We start from the raw sequence: 23526 nt of genomic DNA, 5'->3' as shown, positions 1-23526 counted from the left end.
TCTGTCAGTGCACATTGACGAACGTTGACACAGGTATGCGTCCGGAAGGGTGAGGCGTGGAAGCGATTCTCTTGGTCGGTGGCAGGGGTACGAGACTGCGGCCTCTGACGATCTCCACTCCCAAGCCGCTGCTGCCCACCGCGGGAGTGCCCTTCCTGGCCCACCAGCTGGCCCGGGCCGGCGCGGCGGGCATAACGCGGATCGTCTTCGCCACCTCCTACCGGGCGGAGATGTTCGAGGCCGCCTTCGGAGACGAGGCGTACGGGGTCGAGCTGGTCTACGTGGACGAGCCACGGCCGCTGGGCACCGGCGGGGCGATCCGCAACGCCTCGCAGGCGCTGCGCAGCGACGGCGACGAGCCGGTCCTGGTCCTCAACGGCGACATCCTGTCGGGCCACTCGATCCCCGACCAGGTGGCGATGCACCTCAAGGCCGACGCCGCGGTCACGCTGCACCTCAGCGAGGTGGACGACCCGTCGCGGTTCGGCTGCGTGCCGACCGACGAGAGCGGGCGGGTCACCGCCTTCCTGGAGAAGACCAACAACCCGGTGACCAACCGGATCAACGCCGGCTCGTACGTCTTCCGCCGGTCGGTGATCGACACGATCCCGTTCAACGAGGTCGTGTCGGTGGAGCGCGAGACCTTCCCCGCGCTGATCGCGTCCGGGCAGACCGTCATGGGCTTCGTGGACCCGCAGTACTGGCTGGACGTGGGGACGCCGTCGGCGTTCGTCCGGGGCTCGTGCGACCTGGTGCTGGGCAGGCTGGACTCCCCGGCGCTGCCGGGACCGACCGGGCCGGTGCTGGCGCTGGAGGGCGCGAACGTCTCGCCGCGCGCGGTGGTGACCGCGGGCACCGTCGTCGGCGCCGACGCCACGATCGAGGCGGGTTCGACGGTCTCGGGCAGCGTCCTGTTCGACGAGGCGGTCGTCGCCAAGGGCGCGTGGGTGCGCAACTCCGTGCTCGGCCGGGGCGCGCGGGTCGCGTCCGGCGCGATGCTGGACGGGGCGATCCTGGGCGACGGGGCCGTCGTCGGCCCCGGCAACGAGCTGGGCGACGGCCTGCGCCTGTGGCCGGGCATCGAGCTCCCGCCCACAGCGGTGCGCTTCTCCAGCGACGTGTAGGGGCGCGGATGGGGTTCACCTTCTCGGACGAGGTCGACGGCGAGCTGGCGGACCTCGTCCTGGCGGAGCTGAGGCGGGAGAACCGGCGGAGGTCTCCCGAGTTGCGCGCGGCCGTGGAGCGGTACGGCGAGGAGGAACCGCTGCAGGTCTACGCGCTGGACGGCGGCCGCCTGGCCGGCGGGCTGGTGGGCCGCACCTGGGTCGGCTGGCTGCACGTGGAGCTGCTGTGGGTCCGCGAGCAGGGCCGGGGGCTGGGCTCGCGGCTGCTGGCGCGGGCGGAGGAGCTGGCCGCGGCCCGCGGCTGCGTCGGTTCGAGGGTGGAGACCTGGAGTTTCCAGGCGCCGGGCTTCTACCAGCGGCAGGGCTATCGGATCGCGGGAGAGGTGCCCGGGCACCCGCCGGGGGCCGTGGACTACACGCTGGTCAAGGAACTGGGCGCGTGAGGGCCTGGCGGAACGGCCGCGGAAGACTTTCCCGGGGCGAGCGGAATTTTTCGGACAAGTAGGTCTTTGTCTCATACAGGGGTGCTGCCCTGTTGCCATTATGACGCTTGGCATAGAGTGCGCCCTATGGAGAGCGCTGTGAGTGAATCGGGGCTGCGGCGAGCGCTCGCACGGGCCCGAGACGGCAAGACCCTGGACCAGGCCGAGGCAACGATCCTGCTGCACGCCAGAGGCCCTCAGCTCGACGAACTGCTGACCTACGCCTCGCGGACGCGCGACGCCGGCCTCGACGCCGCGGGCCGCCCCGGAGTGATCACCTACAGCCGCAAGGTGTTCCTCCCGCTGACCAGGCTCTGCCGGGACCGCTGCGGCTACTGTACTTTCGCCACCGCGCCGAACAGGCTCCCGGCCCCCTTCCTCAGCCCCGACGAGGTGCTGGAGATCGCGCGGCAGGGCGCCGCCCTCGGCTGCAAGGAAGCGCTCTTCACCCTCGGGGACCGGCCCGAGGACCGCTGGCACCAGGCCCGCGAGTGGCTCGACGAGCAGGGCTACGACGACACGCTCTCCTACGTTCGGGCCATGGCCGTCCGGGTCCTGGAGGAGACGGGCCTGCTGCCCCACCTCAACCCCGGCGTGCTGACCTGGCGCGACTTCCAGCGGCTCAAGCCCGTCGCGCCGTCCATGGGCATGATGCTGGAGACCACCGCGACCCGGCTGTTCAGCGAGAAGGGCGGCCCCCACTACGGCTCGCCCGACAAGGACCCCGCCGTCCGGCTGCGGGTGCTGGAGGACGCCGGGCGCTGCAACGTCCCGTTCACCACCGGGATCCTCATCGGCATCGGCGAGACAGTCGAGGAGCGCGCCGACGCGTTGTTCGCCATCCGGCGGACCATGCGCGAGTACGGGGCGATCCAGGAGGTCATCGTCCAGAACTTCCGCGCCAAGCCCGACACCGCGATGCGGGGCACCCCCGACGCGGAGCTGTCGGAACTGGCGGCGACCATCGCCGTGGCCCGGCTCGTGCTGGGGCCCAAGGCCCGCATCCAGGCCCCGCCGAACCTGGTGGACTCCGAGTACGCGCTGATGCTCCGCGCGGGCATCGACGACTGGGGCGGGGTCTCGCCGCTGACACCCGACCACGTCAACCCCGAACGCCCCTGGCCGCAGATCGACGAACTGGCCTCGCGGACCGCCGAGTCCGGCTTCCAGCTGCGGGAACGGCTCACGATCTACCCCGAGTACGTCCGCAAGGGCGAGCCCTGGCTGGACCCGAGGCTGTTCGCGCACGTCCGCGCCCTGGCCGACGAGAACGGCCTGGCCAAGGAGGACGCCGTCCTCGAAGGACGCACCTGGCAGGAACCCGACGGCGGTTTCGTCTCCGAGGGCCGCACCGACCTGCACGTCGCCATCGACACCGAGGGCCGCACGTCAGACCGCCGCGACGACTTCGACGAGGTCTACGGCGACTGGGACGCGCTGCGCGAACGCGTCAACGCGCCCCAGCGCTTCGACGCCGACGTGAAGGCCGCGCTCGCCGCCGCCGAGCAGAACCCCGGCGGCCTGTCCGACGAGCACGCCCTGGCCCTCCTGCACGCCGAAGGCCCCGAACTGGAGGCGCTGGCCGGCCTGGCCGACGACCTGAGGAAGGAAGCCGTCGGCGACGACGTCACGTACATCGTCACGCGGAACATCAACTTCACCAACGTCTGCTACACGGGCTGCCGCTTCTGCGCGTTCGCCCAGCGCCGCACCGACGCCGACGCCTACAGCCTCTCCCTCTCCCAGGTCGGCGACCGCGTGGAGCAGGCCTGGGAGGCCGGCGCCACCGAGATCTGCATGCAGGGCGGCATCCACCCGGATCTGCCCGGCACCGCCTACTTCGACCTCGCCCGCGAGGTGAAGAAGCGCGCCCCGGAGATCCACCTGCACTCCTACAGCCCGATGGAGGTCATCAACGGCGTGTCCCGCACGGGCCTGTCGTTGAAGGAATGGCTGACCGCCGCGAAGGAGGCGGGCGTCGACTCCCTGCCCGGCACCGCCGCCGAGATCCTCGACGACGACGTCCGCTGGGTCCTGACGAAGGGCAAGCTCCCGACGTCGGCGTGGGTGGACGTGGTGACCACGGCCCACGAGGTGGGCATCCCGACGACGTCGACGATGATGTACGGCCACGTCGACACCCCCGCCCACTGGGTGGGCCACCTGAAGCTGCTGCGCTCCATCCAGGAGCGGACGGGCGGCTTCACGGAGTTCGTGCTGCTCCCGTTCGTCCACCACAACGCCCCGATCTACCTGGCGGGCCTGGCCCGCCCCGGGCCGACCGTCCGCGAGAACCGGGCCGTCCACGCCCTGGCCCGCATCCTGCTGCACGGCGCCATCCCCAACATCCAGACGTCCTGGGTGAAGCTGTCGGAAGACCTGTGCACCGAGGTCCTCAAGGGCGGCGTCAACGACCTGGGCGGCACCCTGATGGAGGAGACCATCTCCCGCATGGCCGGCTCCGACAACGGCAGCTTCAAGACGATCTCCTCTCTGGAGGAGCTCGCCGCCCGCGCCGGCCGCCCCGCCGTCCAGCGCACCACCACCTACGGCCGCCCCACCGCCGAACGCGTCGAAGCGGCCCGCAAGACCGACGGCGTAGGCCACTTCCTGCCCCTGGCCGTCAAGTAAGAAACAGAAGCCGATCTTCCCCGGCCGGTGAGCCCGTCAAGCGACGGGCTCACCGGCCGGGCTGCTTTTTGTGGAACGCCATGAGTTGCCGTGAGGTACTTAGGTACTCTGATGACAAGAGGTGGGTGATGAGCGTGAACACCGCTCCCAAGAGGCAGGCGCCGCTGAAGATCGATCCCGCGACGGATGAACTGATCTCCCAGGCCGCTCACTTTCTGGGAATGACGAAGAAGGATTTCGTCGCCGAGGCGACCAGGGCGTACCTGGAGCAGCGGCGCGAGGAGATCCGCCGAGGAATGATCGAGTCGATGAAGGTGCTGGACGGTTCCCTCACCGCGAGCGTCGCGATGCTGACGGGTCTGTCCCCTGAACGGATCGAAGCCCTCGGCGGTGTCGGCGACTGGGAGGAGGAAACGTGACGGCACGCCCGACACTCCGCTGAGCACCGATACCTGCAGTCGTCATCTCCTCCCCGGCCCGGACGACCACGACCGTCACCTTCTGGACCGGGAAACCTGACATCGGTGGTCCATCTTCCTCGGTCTACGCCGTTCCTTTCTTCTCGGGTGGTCAGGCGTAGAGGTCGGGGAGGCTCAGGGCGAGGGCGGAGGCGGAGGAGAAGTCGCGGGTGAAACCGGTGGCGCTGAAGCAGAGGAGCCTCGTGTCGGCGGTGTCGTAGCCGCGGGCGGCCAGGAGTTCGCGGGCGCGGGAGAGGCGGGCGGCGTCGGCGGGGCCCATGGTCTTTCCCCACTTGGCCTCGCCCAGGGCGAGGACCCGGCGGGGACGGCCGGGGTCGGGCTGGGCGAGGACCACGACGTCCAGTTCCATCTTGTTGCGGTTCGCCTGGTCGGTGAGGACGCCGGAGCCGACTTCCGCGGGGAGGTCGCCGAAGAGTTCGGCGGCTTCGTCCGTGGTGGCGAACCGGCGGCAGAGGTCTTCGAAGTGGGGACCTGCCACCTGGGAGGCGAATCTCGCCTTGGCGGCGTTCCAGACGAGGCTCGCCCTGCCGCTTTCCAACAGGCCCCATTGGGGGCGCATGACCACCTGGTAGAAGGTGATCAGGGGCTCGGCCACACGGTAGTGGGATCTGCCGGCATGGAACAGGTCCGGGTCGCGCCGGAGGAGGCCGCAGTCTTCCAGAACGGTGAGAGGGTGACTGATGTCGGTGCTCTTGCGGCCTATGTAGTCGGCGATGCCGCCACGGGAGGCCCGTCCGTGGGCCACGGCTGAGAGCACGGAGTGGAACAGGCCGGGGTCCCGGGCTTCGGTCTCCTCGTCCAGCAGGTAGCGGGCTTCGCGGAACAGAGGTGTGCCGGGGTCCAGGACGGTGCGGAGGACCCAGTCGTCGAAGTCGTCCAGGCCGTTGGGGGAGTCGTCGTTGACGAAGCGGCGGTAGGCGGGTGTTCCGCCGACCACGGAGTGCAGTCGGACGGCGAGGGCGGGGTCGTCGACGTTCCAGAACCTCGCGGCCATCCGGTAGTCGAAGGGGCGGACGACGAGTTCGAGGTTGGCGCGGCCGCGCAGGGGTGCCGTTCCGGCCAGCAGGCCGCCCATGACGGACATGGGGGAACCGCAGAGCAGCAGTTTGATCGGGGTGCCTTGGGACACGCCCCGGTCGATCTCCCGTTGCAGGATCGACGGGAGGGCGGGGGAGACCTTGCTGAGGTAGGGGAACTCGTCGAGCACGATCGGGCCCGGGTGTTCGGGCGCGACCTTGAACAGGAGCGTCACCGCCTCGTCCCAGCTCTCGAAGCGCAGAGGCACCGGTGAGTCCAGGTAGCCGGACAGGGCGTCCGCGAACAGCGACAGGGACTCCGTCTCGGTGGCTTCGGTGGCGCTGAAGTAGAACCCGCCGGTCGCCCGGGCAAGACCTTCCAGGAGGAAGGTCTTGCCCATGCGGCGTCGTCCGCTGACGACTCCGAGCTGAGGCCGGTTCGCGGAGCGGGTCGCGAAGGCGGCCAGATGCCGCCACTCGAAGTCCCTGTCGAAGACATGATCCGGCTTGATCACTCTTGCCTCACCTCTTAGAAGTACAGTCCTAAGAACTGTACTTCTAAGAGCTTCGTAGCCCAGGGGGACTCGCGTGAGGGAACGGGGTTTTCGGGACGGGAGCGTTGCGGGCTCGCCGTGTCAGGAGGATTCGGTGGGGAGGTCGGCTTCGAGCCAGTCCTGGATGCCCTCGCGGTACTTGCGGACGTTCGTGTAGCCGAGGGCGGTGAGGCGGGCGGCGACCTGGGTGCTGTTGGCGCACTGGGGGTTGGAGCAGTAGGTGACGATCGGGGCGGCGAGGTCGGGCAGGAGGGCGGGCGCCTGGGCGTCGACGTCGGCGGGGGCCAGGGGGAGGGCGCCGGGGAGGTGCTGGGCCGCGTAGTACTCGCCGCCGAGGGTGTCGAGGACGGTGACGGAGCCCGCGTCGATCGCCGCCTTCAGCTCGTCGCGGGTGATGAGGGATGTCATGTGGTCTCCTCCAAGGGAATCGGACTATAGTCCGCTTGTGGCTCATGACATTAACGGACCGCAGTCCGCTTATGCAACACCTCTGGAACTGCTGCGCACTCCGCCGCCCAAGGAACGCGCGGACGCGGCGCGCAACAGGGCGGCCGTGCTGGAGGCCGCGGCGAGGCTGTTCGCCGAGCACGGTGTGGAGGCCGTGTCGATGGACCAGGTGGCGGCCGAGGCGGGCGTGGGCAAGGGCACACTGTTCCGGCGGTTCGGTGACAAGGCGGGTCTGGCCGCGGCGCTGCTGGACGCCAGGGAACGCGTGCTGCAGGAGGCGGTACTGTCCGGGCCGCCGCCGCTCGGGCCGGGCGCACCGCCCGCCGGGCGGCTGGCCGCGTTCGTCGACGCGTACTTCGACTACCTCATGGAATGCCTGGATCTGATCCGCATGTCGGAGACCGCGGCCCCCGGCGCCCGCTACCGCATCGGGGCCTACCGGTTCTGGCACCGCCACACGGCGATCCTGCTGCAGGGCGCTCCGGACCCCGACCAGGCGGCCCACGCGCTCCTCGCCCCGCTGGCCGCCGAGCACGTCTCGGCGCTCCTCCCCGAACTGGGGGAGGAGCGCATGAGGGCGGGGATGCGCCGCCTCGTGGAACAGGTGACGCGCCCCGGCCCGGGGGCCGAGGTCAGCGGACCTCTATGAAGGCGTCCGGGGTGCGGGGGGCGCGGTCTCGGGGCGGGGCGGCGGGGTGGCCCACGCCGACGGTGCCCATGGGGTCCCAGTCGGAGGGGAGATCCAGGACCTCGCGGACGGTGTCGCGGCAGAACATGGTGCTGGAGACCCAGCAGGAGCCCAGGTTCTCGACCGTGAGGGCGATCAGGAGGTTCTGGACGGCGGCGCCGGTGGAGACGAGGAACATCTCGCGTTCGGCGGCGGCGCGGCGCTCGTCGGGGTAGGTGTGGGCGCCGGCCGTGGTGACCAGGCAGGGGATGACCAGGTAGGGCGCGCGGCGCAGGACGTCGCCCCGCCTCAGGCGCTTGGTGATGGATTCTTCGGTGAAGCCGTCGCGTTCCAGGTCGGCGCGCCAGGCGTCGCGCATGGCGTCCAGGAGGCGAGCGCGGATCTCCTCGGTCTCCAGGAGGACGAAGCGCCACGGGGTGGTGTGGTGGGGGGCGGGGGCCGTGATCGCGGCGGCGACGGCTCGGCGCACGGCCTCGCCGTCGACGGGCTCGTCGGTGAACTCGCGGATGGTGCGGCGGGCGTGGACGACCTCGGCGGAACCCCAGCGGAACAGGTCCTCCTGCGGGGCGCGGACGAGGGCGCGGGCGCCGGGCCCGTCGGTGTCGACGACCAGGTGGGACAGGCCCCGGACGATCGCGACGGGGACGCCGTCGAGCTTGCCCTTCACCAGTTCGGCGGCGGCGGCGATCTCGTCGGCCACCGCGGTGACGGTGGCCTCCAGGAGGTTGCCGTAGGCGTCGGTGCGGCCCCGGAAGTCGTCGACGGGCAGGACGCCGGAGGCGCCGATGGCGATGTCGGTCTGGCCGGAGCGCCAGGGCCGCCCGAAGGTGTCGGAGAGGATGACGCCGGCCCGGACGGGCAGGGCCGCGCGCAGCGCCGAGGCGGAGGCGTCGGGGTCCTCGGGCAGGAGCAGGACGGTGCCCGGCTCGGTGTTGGAGGCGTCGACCCCGGCGGCGGCCATGACCAGGCCCTGGCGGGTCTCGACGATGCGGGTCCCGCCCTTGCGGGCGACGACGCGCACGGTCTCGGCGTCGATGGCCTTCTCCCGGTCGTCGGCCTGCAGGATCCGGCCCTCGGCCTTGCTGACGATCTTGGAGGTGACCACGAACACGTCGCCGTCGCGCAGCCCGGGGGCGGCCGCGGTGATCAGGGCCGCCAGGTCGTCGCCGGGGCGGACCTCGGGCAGCCCGGGAACGGGGATGATCTCGATCACGCGAGCTCCAGGGCCAGGTCCACGGCGGCCCGCGCCAGGGCGCGGGTGGCCTCGGGGTCGGACATCAGCAGCGGGTGCGCCCGGACGGTCATCGGCTCGAGCCCGGGGGAGACGAAGTGCGGGGCGTCCTCCGGCGCGACCAGCCATCCGTTCACCAGCTCGGGCCCGTAGAAGGAGGCGACCCCGGCGGCGGACGTCTCCACGCCGATCGCGGTGAGGCAGGCGTCGGCCATGCCCCGGACGGGCGCACCGCCGATGATGGGGGAGACCCCCACGACGGTCTTGGCCTTCAGCGCGTCCTTGATCCCGGGGACGGAGAGGATCGTCCCGATGCTGACCACCGGGTTCGACGGCGGGAACAGCACGAAGTCGGCTTCCTCCATGGCCTTGAGGACGCCCGGGGCGGGCTTGGCCTCGTCGGCTCCGACGGGGGTGATGGCCAGCGCGGGCAGGGACGCCCGCAGCCTGACCCACCACTCCTGGAAGTGGATGGCCCGCCTGCCGCCCTCGTCCTCGATCACGACGTGCGTCTCGACGCGCTGGTCGGTCATCGGCAGCAGCCGGACGCCGGGCTTCCAGCGGTCGCACAACGCCTCGGTCACCTGGGAGAGCGGGTACCCGGCGTCGAGCATCTGGGTGCGGACGATGTGGGTGGCGAAGTCGCGGTCGCCGAGGCCGAACCAGGTGGGTTCCATGCCGTAGGCGGCGAGCTCCTCCTTGACGACGAAGGTCTCGTCGCGGCGCCCCCAGCCCTGCTCCTCGTTGATGCCCCCGCCCAGGGTGTACATCACGGTGTCCAGATCGGGACATACCTTCAGCCCGAACAGGTAGATGTCGTCGCCGGTGTTGCCGACGACCGTCACTTCGGCGTCCGGCGCCGCCGCCTTGAGGCCGCGCAGAAAGCGCGCCCCGCCGATCCCGCCGGCCAGAACCACGATTCTCACACCGGCAAGTCTTCCATCTCCGCTGTGATGATCTACTGGCGCCTGACGCTGAGGGAGGTGATGTGCGAAGCTGTCGTCGACAAACGGTAGCCTTCCCGCCCCGGCCAGACCGCGATCCCCCGCATGGAGTGATTCCCCCCGTGAACACCGAAGCGCTGCAGAAGCTGCGTGAACCAGCTGCTTTCGCCCTGCTCGGGGCCGTCGGTCTGCAATTGCTGGCAGGCCTCCTCAACCTCTTCTCCTCCGGCGGATTCACGTTCAACGCCTACAGCGAGGCGGCCGGCTACGGACTGTTCACCAACCTCACCATGGCGCTCGCCGTGGCGGGTTCGGTGATCTTGGTCACGCTGGGCCAGGCGACCCCGCAGGCGCGCAACGTGGTGACGGCCGCCCTGGGCATCGTCGGGGTGGGGCTGCTGTTCGGGCTGCTCGCGCTGCTGGCGGGCCTGGTGGCCGACGTCGGAGGCGGCGCGGACAAGGCCGCGATGTTCTTCTGGGGCGTGAGCAAGCTGGTCGTGTGCGGAGCGGCGGCCTACTTCGCCTTCCTCAACTTCCAGTCGATGCAGCCGGCCCGCCCGGCGGCGGTGCCGGGGGTGGGCGGCCAGGTGTACGGGCAGCCGCCGCAGTACGGTGCCCCGGACCAGTACGGCCAGCAGCAGTACGGCCAGCAGTACCCGCAGCAGGACGGCGGCTACCAGCAGTACGGCCAGCCGCAGGCCCAGCCGGACTACGGCCAGCCTCCGCAGGCTCAGCAGCAGTACGGCCAGCAGTACCCGCAGCAGTACGGCCAGCCGCAGGCCCAGCCGGACTACGGCCAGCCCCCGCAGGCCCAGCCGGACTACGGCCAGCCCCCGCAGGCCCAGCCCGACTACGGCCAGCCGCAGTACGGCCAGCCGTCCCAGCCGCAGTACGGGCAGCCGCAGCAGCCGCAGCAGCCCGACCAGGGCCAGTGGACCCGCCAGTTCGGCGAGGAGCAGTCCTCCCAGCCCCAGCAGAACGACCAGAACTGGTATCGCGGCGATCAAGGACCGCAATAATCCCCTTCCACAGGCCCCTGTTTTCGTCAGGTAAGGCCCCGGTCCATCCCGCTTTACTCCTGGAGCGCTTGACGCGCAAGGGACTACACACGTGTAATTTCTCGTGTGTAGTTCTGACGTCATTCCCCGTGGCCGATCACTCTCGGGGGAGGCGGTTGTCCGGGGGCTCCACGGGGGCGGCTAGGAGGTGCGCATGGGCGAGGTCGTGGTCCCGCTGGCGCACGGCACAGATGACGGCGAAGAGTTGGGTTGGCAGGAGCGCGCCCTGTGCGCTCAGACGGATCCGGAGGCGTTCTTTCCGGAGAAGGGCGGCTCGACCCGTGAGGCCAAGAAGGTGTGCCGGGCGTGCGAGGTGCGTGCGGAATGTCTGGAGTACGCGCTCCAACATGACGAGCGATTCGGTATCTGGGGTGGTCTGTCGGAACGGGAGCGGCGCAAACTGAAGCGCGCAGCCGTCTAGAGGCCCCCTGTGTACTTGTGAGTAAAGTGGTCAGCCGCGCGGACCCCCCGCGCGGCTGACCTTTCTCTCCCCGCCCCCTCTGCGAGTAACCCGTGGCGCTCAACCTCGACCGGCATGTGGTCACCGCCGTGCTCGTGGCCCACGACGGGGCCCGGTGGCTGCCCGAGACGCTGAAGGCGCTGCTCACCCAGACCCGCCGGATCCAGCGGCTCGTCGTGGTCGACACCGGCAGCACCGACAAGGGCCCGGCCGTCATCGGCGGCGTCGTGGGCCCCGGCAACCTGCTCACCCTCGGCCGCGACGTCCCGTTCGCCGCCGCCGTCGCCCGCGCGCTGGAGCAGCCCGCCGCGAACATCCCGGTCGACACGGACGGCACGGCCGCCCCCGTCGAGTGGATCTGGATCCTGCACGACGACTGCGCGCCCGCCCCCCGCGCCCTGGAGCGCCTGCTCGCCGAGGCCGACGCCGACCCGCACATCGGGCTCATCGGCCCCAAGCTGCGCGACTGGGAGGACCGGCGGCTGCTGCTGGAGGTCGGCATCACCCTGGACGGCCAGGGCAGGCGTGAGACCGGCGTGGACCGCGACGAGTTCGACCAGGGCCAGCACGACGGCGTTCCCGACGTGCTGGCCGTCAGCACCGCCGGGATGCTGGTCCGCCGCGACGTCTGGGCGCAGACCGGCGGCCTCGACCCGGAGTTCGGCCTGTTCCGCGACGACGTCGACTTCGGGTGGCGGGTGCACGCCGCGGGCCACCGGGTGGTGGCCACCAGCGACGCCGTGGTCTTCCACGCCGAGGCCTCCGCACGCGGCCTGCGCGAGCAGCCCGTCTCCCACCGCAGGCTGGACCGCCGCAACGCGATGTACGTGCTGCTGGCCAACCAGCCGCTGCGCCCGGCCCTGGTGACCTTCGCCAGGCTGATGTTCGGCTCCCTGGTCCGGGTGATCGGGCTGCTGGTCGCCAAGAAGCCGATGGCGATGCGCGACGAGCTCGACGCGGTCAGGGACGTGGTCGGCAGCCCGGGAAGGCTGCGGGCCCTGCGCGCGGCGCGGGCGCAGGGCCGGGCCAGGGTCTACCGCGCGGTCCGCAGGTTCCAGCCGCACCTGGTCACCCTGCGCAGGCTGGCCGACAAGGCCGCGTCGCTGATCGCCCCCACCGAGTACGGCCTGGACCTGAGCGAGGAAGAGGAGCCGCCGCCGGACCGGGGCCTGGGCCTGGGCACCGTCCGCCGGATCCTGGCCCATCCCAGCGCGGTGGTCCTGCTCGTGCTGTCCGCGGTGGCGTTCCTGGCCGAACGCTCGCTGCTGGCGGCCGGAGGGCGGCTGGGCGGCGGGGCGCTCGTCCCGATCACGCAGAGCGCGGGCGAGCTGTGGGAGTCCTACACCTCCGGCTGGCACCCGTCCGGGCTCGGCTCGGCCGACGCCTCCCCGCCGTGGACGGCGGTCCTGTCCGGCCTGTCGGCACTCACGTTCGGCCACCCCTCGCTGGTGGTCACCGGCCTGCTGCTGGGCTGCGTGCCGCTGTCCGGGCTCACGGCCTACCTGGCGGCCAAGCGGCTGGTGCCGGCGGGGCTGCCGGTCGGGCGCCGCGCGGCCAGGCTCATCGGCCGCCGCAGAATCCCGGCGAGCGCGATCCGCGCCTGGGCCGCGATCGCCTACGCGCTGCTGCCCGTGGCCGGCGGGGCGATCGCGAGCGGCAGGTTCGGCACCTGCGTGGTGTACGTGCTGCTGCCGCTGATCGGCCTGGCGGGCGCCCGGGTGCTGCGGCTGCCGGAGGGCCGGGTGGACGCCCGGCATGCCAGGCGCGCGGCCTGGGCGCTGGCCCTGCTGCTGACGGTCGCGATGGCGTTCGTGCCGCTGACCTGGCTGATGGTGGCGGTCCTGGGCTGCCTGGCGCTGTGGTGGCCGGGCACGGCCCGGCCCGGCGACGTGGCGATCGCGCTGGCGGTCCCGCCGCTGCTGCTCCTGCCGACGACGATCGGGCTGGTGCTGCATCCCTCCCGGTTCCTGCTGGAGGCCGGGCTGCACCGGCCGGAGCTGGTCGACCGGAACCTGTCCGCGTCGTCCATCCTCACCCTCGACCCCGGCGGCCCCGGCACCGACCTGGGCTGGGCGACCGCGGGGCTGCTGGCGCTGGCCGTCGCCGCGCTGCCGCTGCGCTCCCGCCGCACCGCGGTGCTGGGCGGCTGGGCCCTCATCCTCCTCGGTTTCCTCACCGCGGTCGTGGTCTCGGCGGTCACCGTCGAGGAGGCGGCGGGGGAGGGCGCCCCGGCCTGGCCCGGCGTCCCGTTGGCGATCGCGGCCGGGGGACTCGTCCTCACCGCGGGCGCGGCGTTGCAGCGGGCCGTGGAGCTGTGGTCGGGCCGGGACTGGATCTACCGCGTCGGCGGGGTCTGCTCGGTGCTGGTCGCGGTGAGCACGCCCGTGCTGGCGGGGGTCGCCTGGATCGGCTCCGGAGTGCGCGGCCCGATCGGCGAGGTGGAGGGCGGCCCGCTGCCGGCGTTCGTCTCCGCCGCCGCCGACGGGACCCGGGCGCGCACGCTCGTCCTGGGCCTCAGGCAGGACGGCGGTGTCGGCTACACGCTGCTGCGAGGCGCGTCCCCGCGGGCGGGCGAGGAGGAGCCGCAACCCTCCGACGCGGCGAGGGAGCGCCTCGACGTCCTGGTCGCCCAGCTGGCCGCGGGCCAGGGCGCGGACGGGCTGGCGCGGATGGGCGTGCACCACCTGGTGGTCCGCGGGCCGGAAAGGCAGGAGCCTCTGCTGGCCGTGCTCGACGCGGTCCCGCAACTGGTGCGGCTGAGCCGGGGCGCGGACTTCGCGGTGTGGCGGCTGTCGGAGCCCGGCGGGCGGCTGATGCTGGTGGACGGCGCGGAGATCACCCCGCTGGAGTCCGGGGAGGTCGCCGCGAAGGCGCGGATCCCGGCCGGCGAAGAGGGCCGCGAGCTCCTGCTGGCCGAGCCCGCGGGCGGCTGGAACGCCCGGTTCGACGGGGTCGCCGCCGAAGCGGGGACCGCGGACGGCTGGGCCGCCTCCTGGAAGGTCCCGGCGGGCGGCGGAACCTTCACGCTGGAGCGCGAGGACCCCCTCTGGCCGAAGTGGATCGTCGTCCAGGGCGTGGCGTTCCTGCTGGTGGTGGTGCTGGCGCTGCCCGGCGGCGAGCTGCCCGTCAAACGCGGGGACCGGCCCTGGCGCGGGCCGGGCAGGAGAAGGGCGGCGGAGCCGCGGCCCGAGACGCCCTCCGGCACGACCGAACCCGCGGAGCTCCCGGCATGAACGAAGATCAGCGCGACATCGAGTTCGGCAGGCCGCTGCCGCCGCCGAGGCCGTCCGCCGAGCCCGTCGAGGGCCCTCTCACCGGCCCCTACGCGACGCCGTCCGCCGAGACCGGCGCGTGGGCGCGGGCCTTCCCCGCCCCGCCGGAGACCAGGTCCTCCACCCTCTTCGGCGAGCCGTCCGCCGAGCCTTCCAGCGGCCCTTTCCCGGAGGCCGGGTCCTCCGCCCTCTTCAGTGAGCCGTCCGCGGAGCCCTCCGGCGGTCCTTTCCCGGAGCCGGCGGAGCCCGCGCCCGGCCGCCGCGGGCGCAGGGCCGCGCAGCGGAAGGAACCGGCGCTCGGCGGGGCGCTTCAGGCCTTCGGGAGGTTCGCCGCCCACCGGTACGGGACGGCCGCGCTGATCCTGCTGGCGGCGGCCGCGCTCTACGGGGTGACCGGGATCTCCCGGCCCGGTCCCGCGCCCGCGCACCGAGGCGCGGTCGTCCCTGTGGAGGAGGCGCTGGCGGTCTGCCCGGACGCGGCCAAGGCGCGGGTGGCCGTGGCCTCCACCGGCGAGGGCGCAGGGAAGGCGGTCGTGCGCGACCCGCTGGGCAAGACCGTGACGACCCTCGACGGCCCCGGCACGGCCTGGGCGAGCACCCCGGCCCAGACGGCCAAGCGCAAGGGTCCCCTGGTCGTCGACGCCACGGGCGCGCGCGCCGAGGGGCTCACCGCCTTCCAGACGACCCAGGACAAGCGCTCCCTGTCCGGGACGCGCTGCGCCGAGCCGGGCACCGACCACTGGTTCGTCACCCCCGGTCCCGGCGAGGGCACCGTCGACCTGCACCTGACCAACGCCGACGAGGTCCCCGCGACGGTGGACGTCCACGCGATCTCCGACGAGGGCTCGCTGACCACCACGGACGGCAAGTCCCTGGAGGTGCCGGGCCAGGCGAGCCGGGTGGTGAAGATCGGGCGCAGCCCCGAGGGGCTGGGCGTCATCGCCGCCGGGACGGGAGTGATCGCGCTCCGGGTGACGGCCACCGGGGGCCGGGTGGCGGCCGCGGTGCGGACGAGCCTGGGCGGCCGGGGCGTGGACTGGGTGCCCGCGACGGCCGGGCCGTCCCGCGAGCTCGTGCTGCCGGGCGTTCCGGCGGGCGGCGGGCGCCGCACCCTCTACGTGGGCGCGCCTGGCGACGCCGACGCCCGCGTGAAGATCAAGGTGATCACCGAGGACGGGGTGTTCGCGCCCGAGGGCCAGGACACGCTGGACGTCCCCGCCGACACCGTCATCGCGCTGGACCTGGAGACGTCGCTGGGCGGGCGGGCCGCCGCGGTCGTGCTCACCTCGGGGCGGGAGCTCGTCGCGGGCCTCCAGGCGGGCGGGGACGACGTGAGCTACGGCGCCGCCGCCGAGCCGCTGGGGCCGGGCGCCACCGTGGCGGACGCGAGGAAGGGGTCCACGCTGCTGCTGACGGCTCCGGAGGGCGCCGCGAGGGTCCGGGTCACGCCCCTGGGGACGGCGGGGGCCGAGGCGCCTCAGGAGGTCCGGCTGGAGGCGGGCCGGACGGTCGAGGTCCCGGTGGCCGCGGAGGCGGTGCGGATCGAGCCCCTGCCGGGTTCGGGGCCGGTGTACGGGGCGAGGTTCCTCATCGTGAAGTCGGGCCGGTTCCGGACGGCCACCCTGCTGGCGCTGGGCCCGGCCCCGGAGCGCATCAGGCTCCCGGCCGTCGGCGGCTCCCTGACCGCGGTGGTCTCCGACCCGGGCTCTTAGGGCTCGATGTCCTCGGGCGGCATGCCGAGCAGGGCCGAGACCTCCTCGACCAGCACCTCGTGGACCAGCCTGACCAGTTCGCGCTCGTCCCGCCCGGAGGAGGCCCGGCTCTCCACCGGGCGGCGGAAGACCACGACCCGCGGGACGCCGTTGACCGTGCGGGTGGTGCTCAGCGGGACCCTGGCCTCCTCGGGGCCGGGCGAGGGGACGTCCTCGACCGCGAACTCCACTCCCGCCAGCCGCTCGGTCCAGGGGGCGATGATCCGCTGGACCTCCTCGCGCACCAGGTCGTCGAACTTCTCCGAACGGGTGAGCGAGATGGGCACCTCCGGCGGAGCCAGCGGGCCTCGCAGCCCCCGGCCGTGCCGGTCGCGACGCTTGGCTCGGCTCATCCGAAGAGTCTATGTGTCCGTGCGGAGGGCGGGGGGACGGGAGGAGCAAGAGAACGACCGGCGGACGAAACCACGATCCGGGACGAAAGCTCGCCCGAATCATCCCCCTTAGGTAGGAAACGCGAGACACGATCACCCGGATACTGGCGGCGCGGCCCGGAAAGGCGTACGTTCAGCCATCGTGAGCACCGTTCGACTCTGTTCCCGCACCGCGTGCAAGGCGCCCGCGGTGTTCACGCTCACGTACGTCTATCGTGACTCCACCGCGGTCCTGGGTCCGCTGGCCGCGTACGTCGAGCCGCACTGCTACGACCTCTGCGCCGACCACGCCGACCGCCTCACCGCCCCGATGGGCTGGGAGCTGCTGCGCCTGCCCGCCGAGGAGGCCCCCGAGCAGCCCAGCACCGACGACCTGGAGGCCCTGGCCGACGCCGTGCGCGAGGCCGCCCGCCCGGCGGGGCCCGCGGTCGAGCCCGTGGGCCAGGGCACCGAGGTGGGCCGCAGGGGCCACCTGCGGGTGCTGCGGTCGGACCAGCCGCGCCAGTAGGAACAACCTCGTCACGGCCTGACGCCCTCTCGACGGTAGGCTCGAAGCCCACATGCGCCGAGCTGGAGAGGGACTACCGAGTGGGCGATCTCGCCAAGATCTTCAAGGCCTACGACGTCCGGGGCGTCGTCCCCGACGAATTCGACGAGGAGATCGCCGAGGCCACCGGAGCCGCCTTCGTCCGGGTCACCGGAGCGGCCCGCGTCGTCACCGCGCACGACATGCGCGCCTCCTCCGCCCCGCTGGCCGCGGCCTTCGCCAGGGGCGCCACCTCGCAGGGCGCCGACGTGCTGGAGGCGGGGCTCGGCTCCACCGACCTGCTGTACTACGCCAGCGGCAGCCTGGACCTGCCCGGCGTGATGTTCACCGCGAGCCACAACCCGGCCCGCTACAACGGCATGAAGATGTGCCGCGGGGGCGCCCGCCCGATCGGCCAGGACACCGGGCTGCGCGAGATCCGCGACCTCGTCGCCGCGGGCGTGCCCGCCCACGACGGCCCGGCGGGCACGGTCGAGCGGCGGGACCTGCTGCAGGGCTACGCCGACCACCTGAAGACCCTCGTGGACCTCGAGGGCATCCGGCCCCTCAAAGTGGTCGTGGACGCGGGCAACGGCATGGGCGGGCACACCGTCCCCGCGGTCTTCGCCGGGCTGCCGCTGGAGCTCGTCCCGCTCTACTTCGAGCTGGACGGCACCTTCCCCAACCACGAGGCCAACCCGATCGAGCCGGAGAACCTCAGGGACCTGCAGGCGGCGGTGCTGGAGCACGGCGCCGACCTCGGCCTGGCCTTCGACGGCGACGCCGACCGCTGCTTCGCCGTGGACGAGGAGGGCCGGATCGTCTCCCCGTCCGCGATCACCGCGCTGGTCGCCGAGCGGGAGCTGGCCAAGAACCCCGGCGCGAGCGTCGTGCACAACCTGATCACCTCCCGGGCGGTGCCGGAGATCATCCGCGAGAACGGCGGCGTGCCGGTCCGTACCCGGGTGGGGCACTCGTTCATCAAGAAGACCATGGCCGACACCGGCGCCGTCTTCGGCGGCGAGCACTCGGCGCACTTCTACTTCCGCGACTTCTGGTTCGCCGACTCGGGCATGCTCGCCGCGCTGCACGTGCTGGCCGCCCTCGGCGAGCAGGACGGGCCGCTGTCGGCCCTGCTGAAGTCCTACGACAGGTACGTCGCCTCGGGGGAGATCAACAGCGAGGTCGCCGACCAGGCCGCCGCGGTGGCCCGAGTCACGGAGGCCTTCGCCGCGCGCCCCGGGGTCGAGGTCGACGAGCTCGACGGCACCACGTTCACCGGCGACGGCTGGTGGTTCAACCTGCGCGCGTCCAACACCGAACCGCTGCTCCGCCTCAATGCCGAGGCGGGAGACGAGCACACGATGGCGTCGATCCGGGACGAGGTCCTGGCGATCGTGCGCCGCGAGGAGGAAAAGTGAAGATCGACGCATGGCTGCTGGACGTCCTCGCCTGCCCGAACTGCCGGGGCGCGCTGCGCCCTGACGCGGAGGAGCTCGTCTGCACCGGGGAGTGCGGCAAGGTCTACCCGGTGACCGCCGAGGGCGTCCCGGTCCTGCTCGTCGACGAGGCGAGGGCCCCCGGAGCATGATCCCGGCGGGCGCGCTGGAGGACGCCGAGGCGCTGGAGGCGGGCGACCGCGGCGGGATGTTGCGGCTGGTGGCCTCGGGCGCGGCCCAGCTGCGCCAGTCCGCCCGGCTGGCCGAGGAGGCCGGCCTGGCCGAGGCGCTGCGCGGCGCGGGACGGCCCAGGGCGGTGGTGGTGGCCGGGCCGGGCAACGCCGGCGAGGTGGTGGCCGCGGTGTGCGGCCTGGGCTGTCCGGTGCCGGTGCTGACCGTCACCGGGCGGCGGCTGCCTGGCTGGGTGGGCGTCGCCGACCTGGTGTTCGCGCTCGGCGACGAGGCGTTCGACCTGGCCGAGCAGGCCGCCAGGCGGGGCGCGTCGGTGGTGGGCGTGGGCCCGGCGGAGGCCAGGCTGGCGCAGCTGGCGGTGCAGAGCAGGTCGCTGTACCTGCCGGTGCCGTCCGGCGGGCCGGTCCGCGCGCTGCTGTGGGCGCAGGTGGTGCCGATGCTGCTGGTGCTGCGCGGGCTGCGGCTGGTCTCGCTGCCCGACGAGGTGCTGGAGTCCACGGCGGTGCTGCTGGAGGACCTCATCCACCGCTGCCGGCCGTCCGGGGAGCCGTTCCTCAACCCCGGCAAGCAGCCGGCCCTGGAGCTGGCGGGCGGCCTGCCGATGCCGTGGGGGGAGACCCCGCTGGAGCTGGCGGCCGCGGCCCGGTTCGCGGCCCAGCTCGGGGACAACGCCAAGCTTCCCAGCGCCGTTCCGCAACTCGGCGCGCTGGACCGCGGGCCGGGCGGCGACCCCGACGACTTCTTCCGGGACCGGGGGGACGAGGAGGAGTCCGGGACGCATCTGGTGATCTTCGTTGAGGAGCGCCCGTCGCCGGTCGCGGAGGTGGCCAGGGCGCGGGGAGTTCCGGTGACGGAGATCAGGTCGGAAGGCGGACATCCGCTGGAGCGTGTCGCCTCACTGATCGTGATATGCGACTATGTCTCCGTTTACCTGGCGCTGGCTCTGGGTGTGGACCCGACACCGGTGCCTGCCCGTGCAGAGCTAGAAGCAAGGATCTCCTGAACATGTCAGCAGAAGGCGGTACCAAGGCGATCGTCGCCGCTCTGGCGGCCAACCTCGGGATCGCGGTCTCGAAGTTCGTGGCCTACGTTTTCACCGGTTCCTCGTCGATGCTGGCCGAGTCCATCCACTCGGTCGCCGACTCGGGCAACCAGGCCCTGCTCCTGCTGGGCAAGAAGCGCTCGGAGCGGGGACGCACCCCGGAGCACCCGTTCGGGTTCGGGCGTGAACGGTACTTCTACGCCTTCATCGTCGCCTTGGTGCTGTTCACGGTGGGCTCGATGTTCTCGATCTACGAGGGCGTCCACAAGTACCACGAGGCCACCGGAGATCATGCCCGAGAGATCGAATCGCCGCAGTGGGCGTTCGGCGTGCTGACCGTGGCGATCCTCCTGGAGAGCTTCTCCTTCCGGACCGCGATCGTGGAGTCCAACCACATCCGCGGCGACCAGACGTGGACGCAGTTCATCCGCAAGGCCAAGTCCCCCGAGCTCCCGGTCGTCCTGCTGGAAGACCTGGGCGCGCTGGTCGGCCTGGTCCTGGCGCTGCTGGGCGTGACCCTGGCCGTGGTCACCGGTGACCCCGTCTGGGACGCCTACGGCACCCTGGCGATCGGCATCCTGCTCGGCCTGATCGCGGTCGTCCTGGCCTTCGAGACCAAGAGCCTGCTGCTCGGCGAAGGCGCCGGACCCGAGGTCGAGAAGGGCATCATCGACGCGCTGGAGTCGGTGCCCGAGGTCGACCGGGTGATCCACCTGCGCACCCAGTACATCGGCCCCGACGAGCTGCTGGTCGCCGCCAAGATCGCGGTGGACCACGACGACACCGCCGCGGAGATCGCCAAGGGTATCGACGCCGCCGAGGCGAAGATCCGCGCGATGCTGCCGGTGGCCAAGCTGATCTACCTGGAGCCCGACCTCTACCGGGAGAAGACGGCCGAGGCCGGGGCCGAGGACGCGGCGGCCAAGGGCTGAGCCCGGCGCAGAAGACGAAGAAGCCCCCCGCGTGACGGATCCCCTCATCCGTTCCTGCGGGGGGCTTCTCCAAAGGAGACCCCCATCTCCAGCTCTGTCACGAAGACGCCGGGATCTGACTTCCACCCCGTCGTCCTCGCTACTCCTACAACGGTACGACGTGCTGATTCATTCCCGCTTCCCTCGCAGGGACCGAACTCGTCTCATCCTCTGGACGGACCAGGCCGCCCGGTATCGCACCCTGAGATGAGGGAATTCGCCCCGACTGCGGCGAGGATGGAGCGATGAGCGGCGAGAAGACCCTGGGGAGCGGAGCGGCGGAACACGTGTGGCGGCTTTCCGGCCGGGTCGTGGCCGGAGTGGGCCAGCTGCTGCTGTGGGTGCTGGCCGGGCTCGGCCGGCTGCTGAAGCCCCTCCAGGACAAGATCACGGCCCGGCTGTACGGGGCGCAGGGCCGTCCGGAACCCCAGGCGCACGGCCGGTACGGCCCGTACGGGACGATGATCGCGCCGAGGGAGGCGGAGACCGGCCCTGTGCCCCGGTCTCTGGCGCTGTGGCGCAGGTTCACCGCCTCCTGGGTCTACGCGCCGGTGACCGGACTTCTGCTGGCGCTGGCCGCCCTGTACGAGGTGGGCGACGCCGACCACGACCTGTTCAGCGTGCCCGCCGGATTCGCGCTGGCCGCGACCCTGCCGATGGTGTGGCGCAGGGAGGTGCTGCGGCCCGTCGCGGCGATCGTGCTGAGTGCCACGGCCGCCGCGCTGCTCTCGGGCCAGGCGCTGCTGATCACCACCCTGTTGTCGGCCCTGTGGGTGCTCTACCTGCTGGCCCAGCAGCTGCCCCGGGCCTCGGCGGGGCTGCTGGCGTGCAGCACCCTCGCGGTGATCGGGGTCGTCTACCTGGCGGCGCCGGGCCTGGACGAGGTGCCGTGGCCCGTGGTGGTCGTCGCGGTCGTCGGCGCGATCGGCCTGGGCGACGCCCGCCGGACGGTCGCCGTCACCGAGGCCGAGGCCCGGGAGCAGAACACCGAGAACCTCGTCCGGCTGGACGCCGCCCAGCGGGAGCAGGCGGTCATGCGGGAGCGGGCCAGGATCGCCCGGGAACTGCACGATGTGGTGGCCCACTCCGTCTCGATGATCGCCGTCCAGGCCGAGACCGCCCCGTACACGATGAGCACCCTTTCGGAGGAGGCCAAGCGGGGTTACGCGGAGATCGCGCACACCGCCCGCGAGGCGCTGGTCGAGATGCGCCGCCTCCTGGGCGTGCTGCGCTCGGACGCCGCCGAGACCGAGGTGACCCCGCAGCCCCGCCTGGACCGGCTGAACGAGCTGATCGACCAGCACCGCGGCGCGGGCGGCGCGGCGGGCCTGTCCGTCAGGGGCGAGGAGCACCCGCTCTCGGCCACCCTGGAGCTGTCGGCGTACCGGATCGTCCAGGAGGCCCTGACGAACGCGCGCCGCCACGCCCCGGGCGCCCCCGTCCAGGTGGAGCTCCTCTACCAGCCCGACCGCCTGAAGGTCCGGGTCCACAACCAGCCGCCGGACCTGACGCGGACCCGCGTTGACGGCTTCCCCGCCCCGGCTTCCGGGGGGCACGGGCTGATCGGCATGCAGGAGCGCGCCGCCATGCTCGGCGGCCGGCTCCAGGCCGGTCCCGCCCCTGACGGGGGCTTCGACGTCGAGGCGGAACTTCCCTTCAGTCCGTGATTTTCGACCTTCGGGGTGGAACCTGAGAGAATCGGCGGGGCCTTCGAGGGACGGAGCACCATGATCCGGGTGATCATCGCCGATGACCAGACGATCGTGCGAGCGGGGTTCGCGGCGCTCCTGGGAGCGCAGGAGGACATCATCGTCGTCGGCCAGGCCGGGGACGGGGCCGAGGCCGTGCACCTGGCGCAGCGGCACCGGCCGGACGTGGTCGTCATGGACATCCGGATGCCGCGGATGGACGGCATCGAGGCGACCCGCCGGATCCTGGCCGGGCCGGGAGCCGAGGGCCTGCGGGTGCTGATCCTCACCACCTTCGACGCGGACGAGCTGGTCTACGACGCGCTGGCGGCGGGGGCGTCGGGGTTCCTGCTGAAGGACGCCACCGCCGAGGAGCTGGTGTCCGCCGTCAGGATCGTGGCGCGCGGGGACGCGCTGCTGGCCCCGCAGGTGACGGGACGGCTGGTGCGTGAGTTCGCGCGGCAGCGCAAGGCGCGGGTGAGCCCGCCGGCGGAGCTGGCCACGCTGACGGCCCGGGAGCGGGAGGTGCTCGTCCTCATCGCGGGCGGGCTGTCCAACGCGGAGATCGCGGCGCGGCTCGTCGTCAGCGAGCACACCGTCAAGACGCACGTGGCGCGGGTCTTCACCAAGCTGGGGCTGCGGGACCGGGCCCAGGCCGTCGTGCTGGCGTACGAGTCGGGCCTGGTGGTGCCGGGGGCGCAGGGGTCAGCGGCGGAGGAGGCGTAGCGCCTTCTGCTTCTCGAAGTCCAGCGCCCTGGACGGCTGCGGGGTGAGCCTGCCGACGCGCTCGCCCAGCTCCTGGACGCGGGCGCGGGTCTGCGGCTCGGCCAGGACGCGCAGGGCGAAGGCCAGCTCGGACGGGCCGATGTCGTAGCGCTGCTCCAGGGCCAGGCCGAGGGCGACGGCGCGCAGCTCCGGCTCCCCGTACCTGCGGTGGGCCCCGCCGGACCGCGGGGGCAGGAGGCCCAGCCTCTCGCGGTACCGCAGCATCCTCGGGGAGGTGCCGAGCCGCTGCGCCGCCTCGGTGATCCGCATCGGGGCCCCCTCTGTTCTCAAGCCGACCCGGCTGAATCTGACAATTCTATGTCAGATTCAGCCCCCTGAGTGTGCCCCGTGACGGGGCGTGCGCCTAGACTTCC

The 23526-nt window shown here is 72.4% G+C and carries 22 protein-coding genes; 16 read left to right on the top strand and 6 right to left on the bottom strand.

Going from position 1 to position 23526, the window contains the following annotated elements:
* Positions 1 to 56 precede the first annotated feature (56 nt).
* From ABGB12_RS25215 to ABGB12_RS25200, 4 genes are all read left to right on the top strand, one after another.
* On the top strand, positions 57 to 1124 hold the full coding sequence (locus tag ABGB12_RS25215; RefSeq protein ID WP_347681919.1) for an NDP-sugar synthase: 1068 nt from the start codon (positions 57 to 59) through the stop codon (positions 1122 to 1124).
* A gap of 8 nt (positions 1125 to 1132) precedes the next feature.
* Positions 1133 to 1567 (top strand): GNAT family N-acetyltransferase, encoded by a 435-nt coding sequence (locus tag ABGB12_RS25210; RefSeq protein ID WP_347681918.1) that lies wholly within the window; start codon positions 1133 to 1135, stop codon positions 1565 to 1567.
* Positions 1568 to 1693: 126 nt separating this feature from the next.
* The gene (locus ABGB12_RS25205; protein WP_347681917.1) at positions 1694 to 4237 is read left to right on the top strand and encodes a bifunctional FO biosynthesis protein CofGH; all 2544 of its coding nucleotides are present in this window, start codon (positions 1694 to 1696) and stop codon (positions 4235 to 4237) included.
* A 128-nt stretch (positions 4238 to 4365) separates the two neighbouring features.
* Positions 4366 to 4656 carry a hypothetical protein gene (locus ABGB12_RS25200; RefSeq protein ID WP_347681916.1) on the top strand — a complete coding sequence of 97 codons (291 nt, stop codon included), beginning with the start codon at positions 4366 to 4368 and terminating at the stop codon, positions 4654 to 4656.
* Between the two features lie 151 nt (positions 4657 to 4807).
* Here ABGB12_RS25200 and ABGB12_RS25195 read toward each other — a convergent pair whose 3' ends face one another.
* Both ABGB12_RS25195 and ABGB12_RS25190 read right to left on the bottom strand, forming a co-directional pair.
* Positions 4808 to 6247, bottom strand: a complete 1440-nt coding sequence (locus ABGB12_RS25195) for an ATP-binding protein (protein ID WP_347681915.1) — start codon at positions 6245 to 6247, stop codon at positions 4808 to 4810.
* Positions 6248 to 6367: 120 nt separating this feature from the next.
* A complete protein-coding gene (locus ABGB12_RS25190; RefSeq protein ID WP_347681914.1) occupies positions 6368 to 6694 on the bottom strand; it encodes a rhodanese-like domain-containing protein in 327 nt (108 codons plus the stop codon).
* 37 nt (positions 6695 to 6731) lie between these two features.
* Between ABGB12_RS25190 and ABGB12_RS25185 the strand changes: the two genes are divergently transcribed.
* Positions 6732 to 7382, top strand: coding sequence for a helix-turn-helix domain-containing protein (locus tag ABGB12_RS25185; RefSeq protein ID WP_347681913.1), 651 nt, complete (start codon positions 6732 to 6734; stop codon positions 7380 to 7382).
* Here ABGB12_RS25185 and ABGB12_RS25180 read toward each other — a convergent pair.
* Both ABGB12_RS25180 and cofD read right to left on the bottom strand, forming a co-directional pair.
* On the bottom strand, positions 7366 to 8634 hold the full coding sequence (locus ABGB12_RS25180) for a coenzyme F420-0:L-glutamate ligase (protein WP_347681912.1): 1269 nt from the start codon (positions 8632 to 8634) through the stop codon (positions 7366 to 7368). The genes ABGB12_RS25185 and ABGB12_RS25180 overlap by 17 nt on opposite strands.
* On the bottom strand, positions 8631 to 9578 hold the full coding sequence (gene cofD, locus ABGB12_RS25175; RefSeq protein ID WP_347681911.1) for a 2-phospho-L-lactate transferase: 948 nt from the start codon (positions 9576 to 9578) through the stop codon (positions 8631 to 8633). Before cofD ends, ABGB12_RS25180 begins: the two co-directional genes overlap by 4 nt.
* Positions 9579 to 9718: 140 nt before the next feature.
* Here cofD and ABGB12_RS25170 point away from each other — a divergent pair, with 140 nt between their 5' ends.
* The 4 genes from ABGB12_RS25170 (at position 9719) to ABGB12_RS25155 (ending at position 16098) form a co-directional block, all read left to right on the top strand.
* The gene (locus ABGB12_RS25170) at positions 9719 to 10615 is read left to right on the top strand and encodes a hypothetical protein (protein WP_347681910.1); all 897 of its coding nucleotides are present in this window, start codon (positions 9719 to 9721) and stop codon (positions 10613 to 10615) included.
* Positions 10616 to 10808: 193 nt separating this feature from the next.
* Entirely contained in the window at positions 10809 to 11075 is a 267-nt protein-coding gene (locus tag ABGB12_RS25165; protein ID WP_347681909.1) for a WhiB family transcriptional regulator, read from the top strand.
* A 92-nt stretch (positions 11076 to 11167) separates the two neighbouring features.
* A complete protein-coding gene (locus tag ABGB12_RS25160; protein WP_347681908.1) occupies positions 11168 to 14347 on the top strand; it encodes a glycosyltransferase family 2 protein in 3180 nt (1059 codons plus the stop codon).
* Positions 14344 to 16098 (top strand): DUF5719 family protein, encoded by a 1755-nt coding sequence (locus ABGB12_RS25155; protein WP_347681907.1) that lies wholly within the window; start codon positions 14344 to 14346, stop codon positions 16096 to 16098. Before ABGB12_RS25160 ends, ABGB12_RS25155 begins: the two co-directional genes overlap by 4 nt.
* On the opposite strand, the gene ABGB12_RS25150 is transcribed toward ABGB12_RS25155, so the two are convergent.
* A complete protein-coding gene (locus ABGB12_RS25150; RefSeq protein ID WP_347681906.1) occupies positions 16095 to 16490 on the bottom strand; it encodes a metallopeptidase family protein in 396 nt (131 codons plus the stop codon). The genes ABGB12_RS25155 and ABGB12_RS25150 overlap by 4 nt on opposite strands.
* Before the next feature lie 181 nt (positions 16491 to 16671).
* Between ABGB12_RS25150 and ABGB12_RS25145 the strand changes: the two genes are divergently transcribed.
* The 7 genes from ABGB12_RS25145 to ABGB12_RS25115 all read left to right on the top strand — a co-directional run bounded on the left by ABGB12_RS25145 (position 16672) and on the right by ABGB12_RS25115 (position 23113).
* Positions 16672 to 17037: a DUF3499 domain-containing protein gene (locus tag ABGB12_RS25145; RefSeq protein WP_347681905.1), complete on the top strand. Its 366-nt coding sequence runs from the start codon at positions 16672 to 16674 to the stop codon at positions 17035 to 17037.
* A gap of 80 nt (positions 17038 to 17117) precedes the next feature.
* On the top strand, positions 17118 to 18476 hold the full coding sequence (locus ABGB12_RS25140; RefSeq protein ID WP_347681904.1) for a phosphomannomutase/phosphoglucomutase: 1359 nt from the start codon (positions 17118 to 17120) through the stop codon (positions 18474 to 18476).
* Entirely contained in the window at positions 18473 to 18646 is a 174-nt protein-coding gene (locus ABGB12_RS25135) for a Trm112 family protein (RefSeq protein WP_347681903.1), read from the top strand. Before ABGB12_RS25140 ends, ABGB12_RS25135 begins: the two co-directional genes overlap by 4 nt.
* On the top strand, positions 18643 to 19689 hold the full coding sequence (locus ABGB12_RS25130) for an SIS domain-containing protein (RefSeq protein WP_347681902.1): 1047 nt from the start codon (positions 18643 to 18645) through the stop codon (positions 19687 to 19689). The genes ABGB12_RS25135 and ABGB12_RS25130 overlap by 4 nt, the downstream gene beginning before the upstream one ends.
* A 2-nt stretch (positions 19690 to 19691) precedes the next feature.
* Entirely contained in the window at positions 19692 to 20660 is a 969-nt protein-coding gene (locus ABGB12_RS25125; RefSeq protein ID WP_347681901.1) for a cation diffusion facilitator family transporter, read from the top strand.
* A gap of 284 nt (positions 20661 to 20944) precedes the next feature.
* Positions 20945 to 22366 (top strand): histidine kinase, encoded by a 1422-nt coding sequence (locus ABGB12_RS25120; RefSeq protein WP_347681900.1) that lies wholly within the window; start codon positions 20945 to 20947, stop codon positions 22364 to 22366.
* Positions 22367 to 22426: 60 nt separating this feature from the next.
* Positions 22427 to 23113, top strand: coding sequence for a response regulator transcription factor (locus ABGB12_RS25115; RefSeq protein WP_347681899.1), 687 nt, complete (start codon positions 22427 to 22429; stop codon positions 23111 to 23113).
* On the opposite strand, the gene ABGB12_RS25110 is transcribed toward ABGB12_RS25115, so the two are convergent.
* A complete protein-coding gene (locus tag ABGB12_RS25110; RefSeq protein WP_347681898.1) occupies positions 23093 to 23422 on the bottom strand; it encodes a MerR family DNA-binding transcriptional regulator in 330 nt (109 codons plus the stop codon). The two genes, ABGB12_RS25115 and ABGB12_RS25110, sit on opposite strands and share 21 nt — an antisense overlap.
* Between the last annotated feature and the right edge of the window lie 104 nt (positions 23423 to 23526).

It is taken from the genome of Actinocorallia sp. B10E7, from assembly GCF_039871655.1.
In the GTDB taxonomy this organism is placed as follows: domain Bacteria; phylum Actinomycetota; class Actinomycetes; order Streptosporangiales; family Streptosporangiaceae; genus Actinocorallia.
This window is presented reverse-complemented; position numbering and strand designations above follow the sequence as displayed.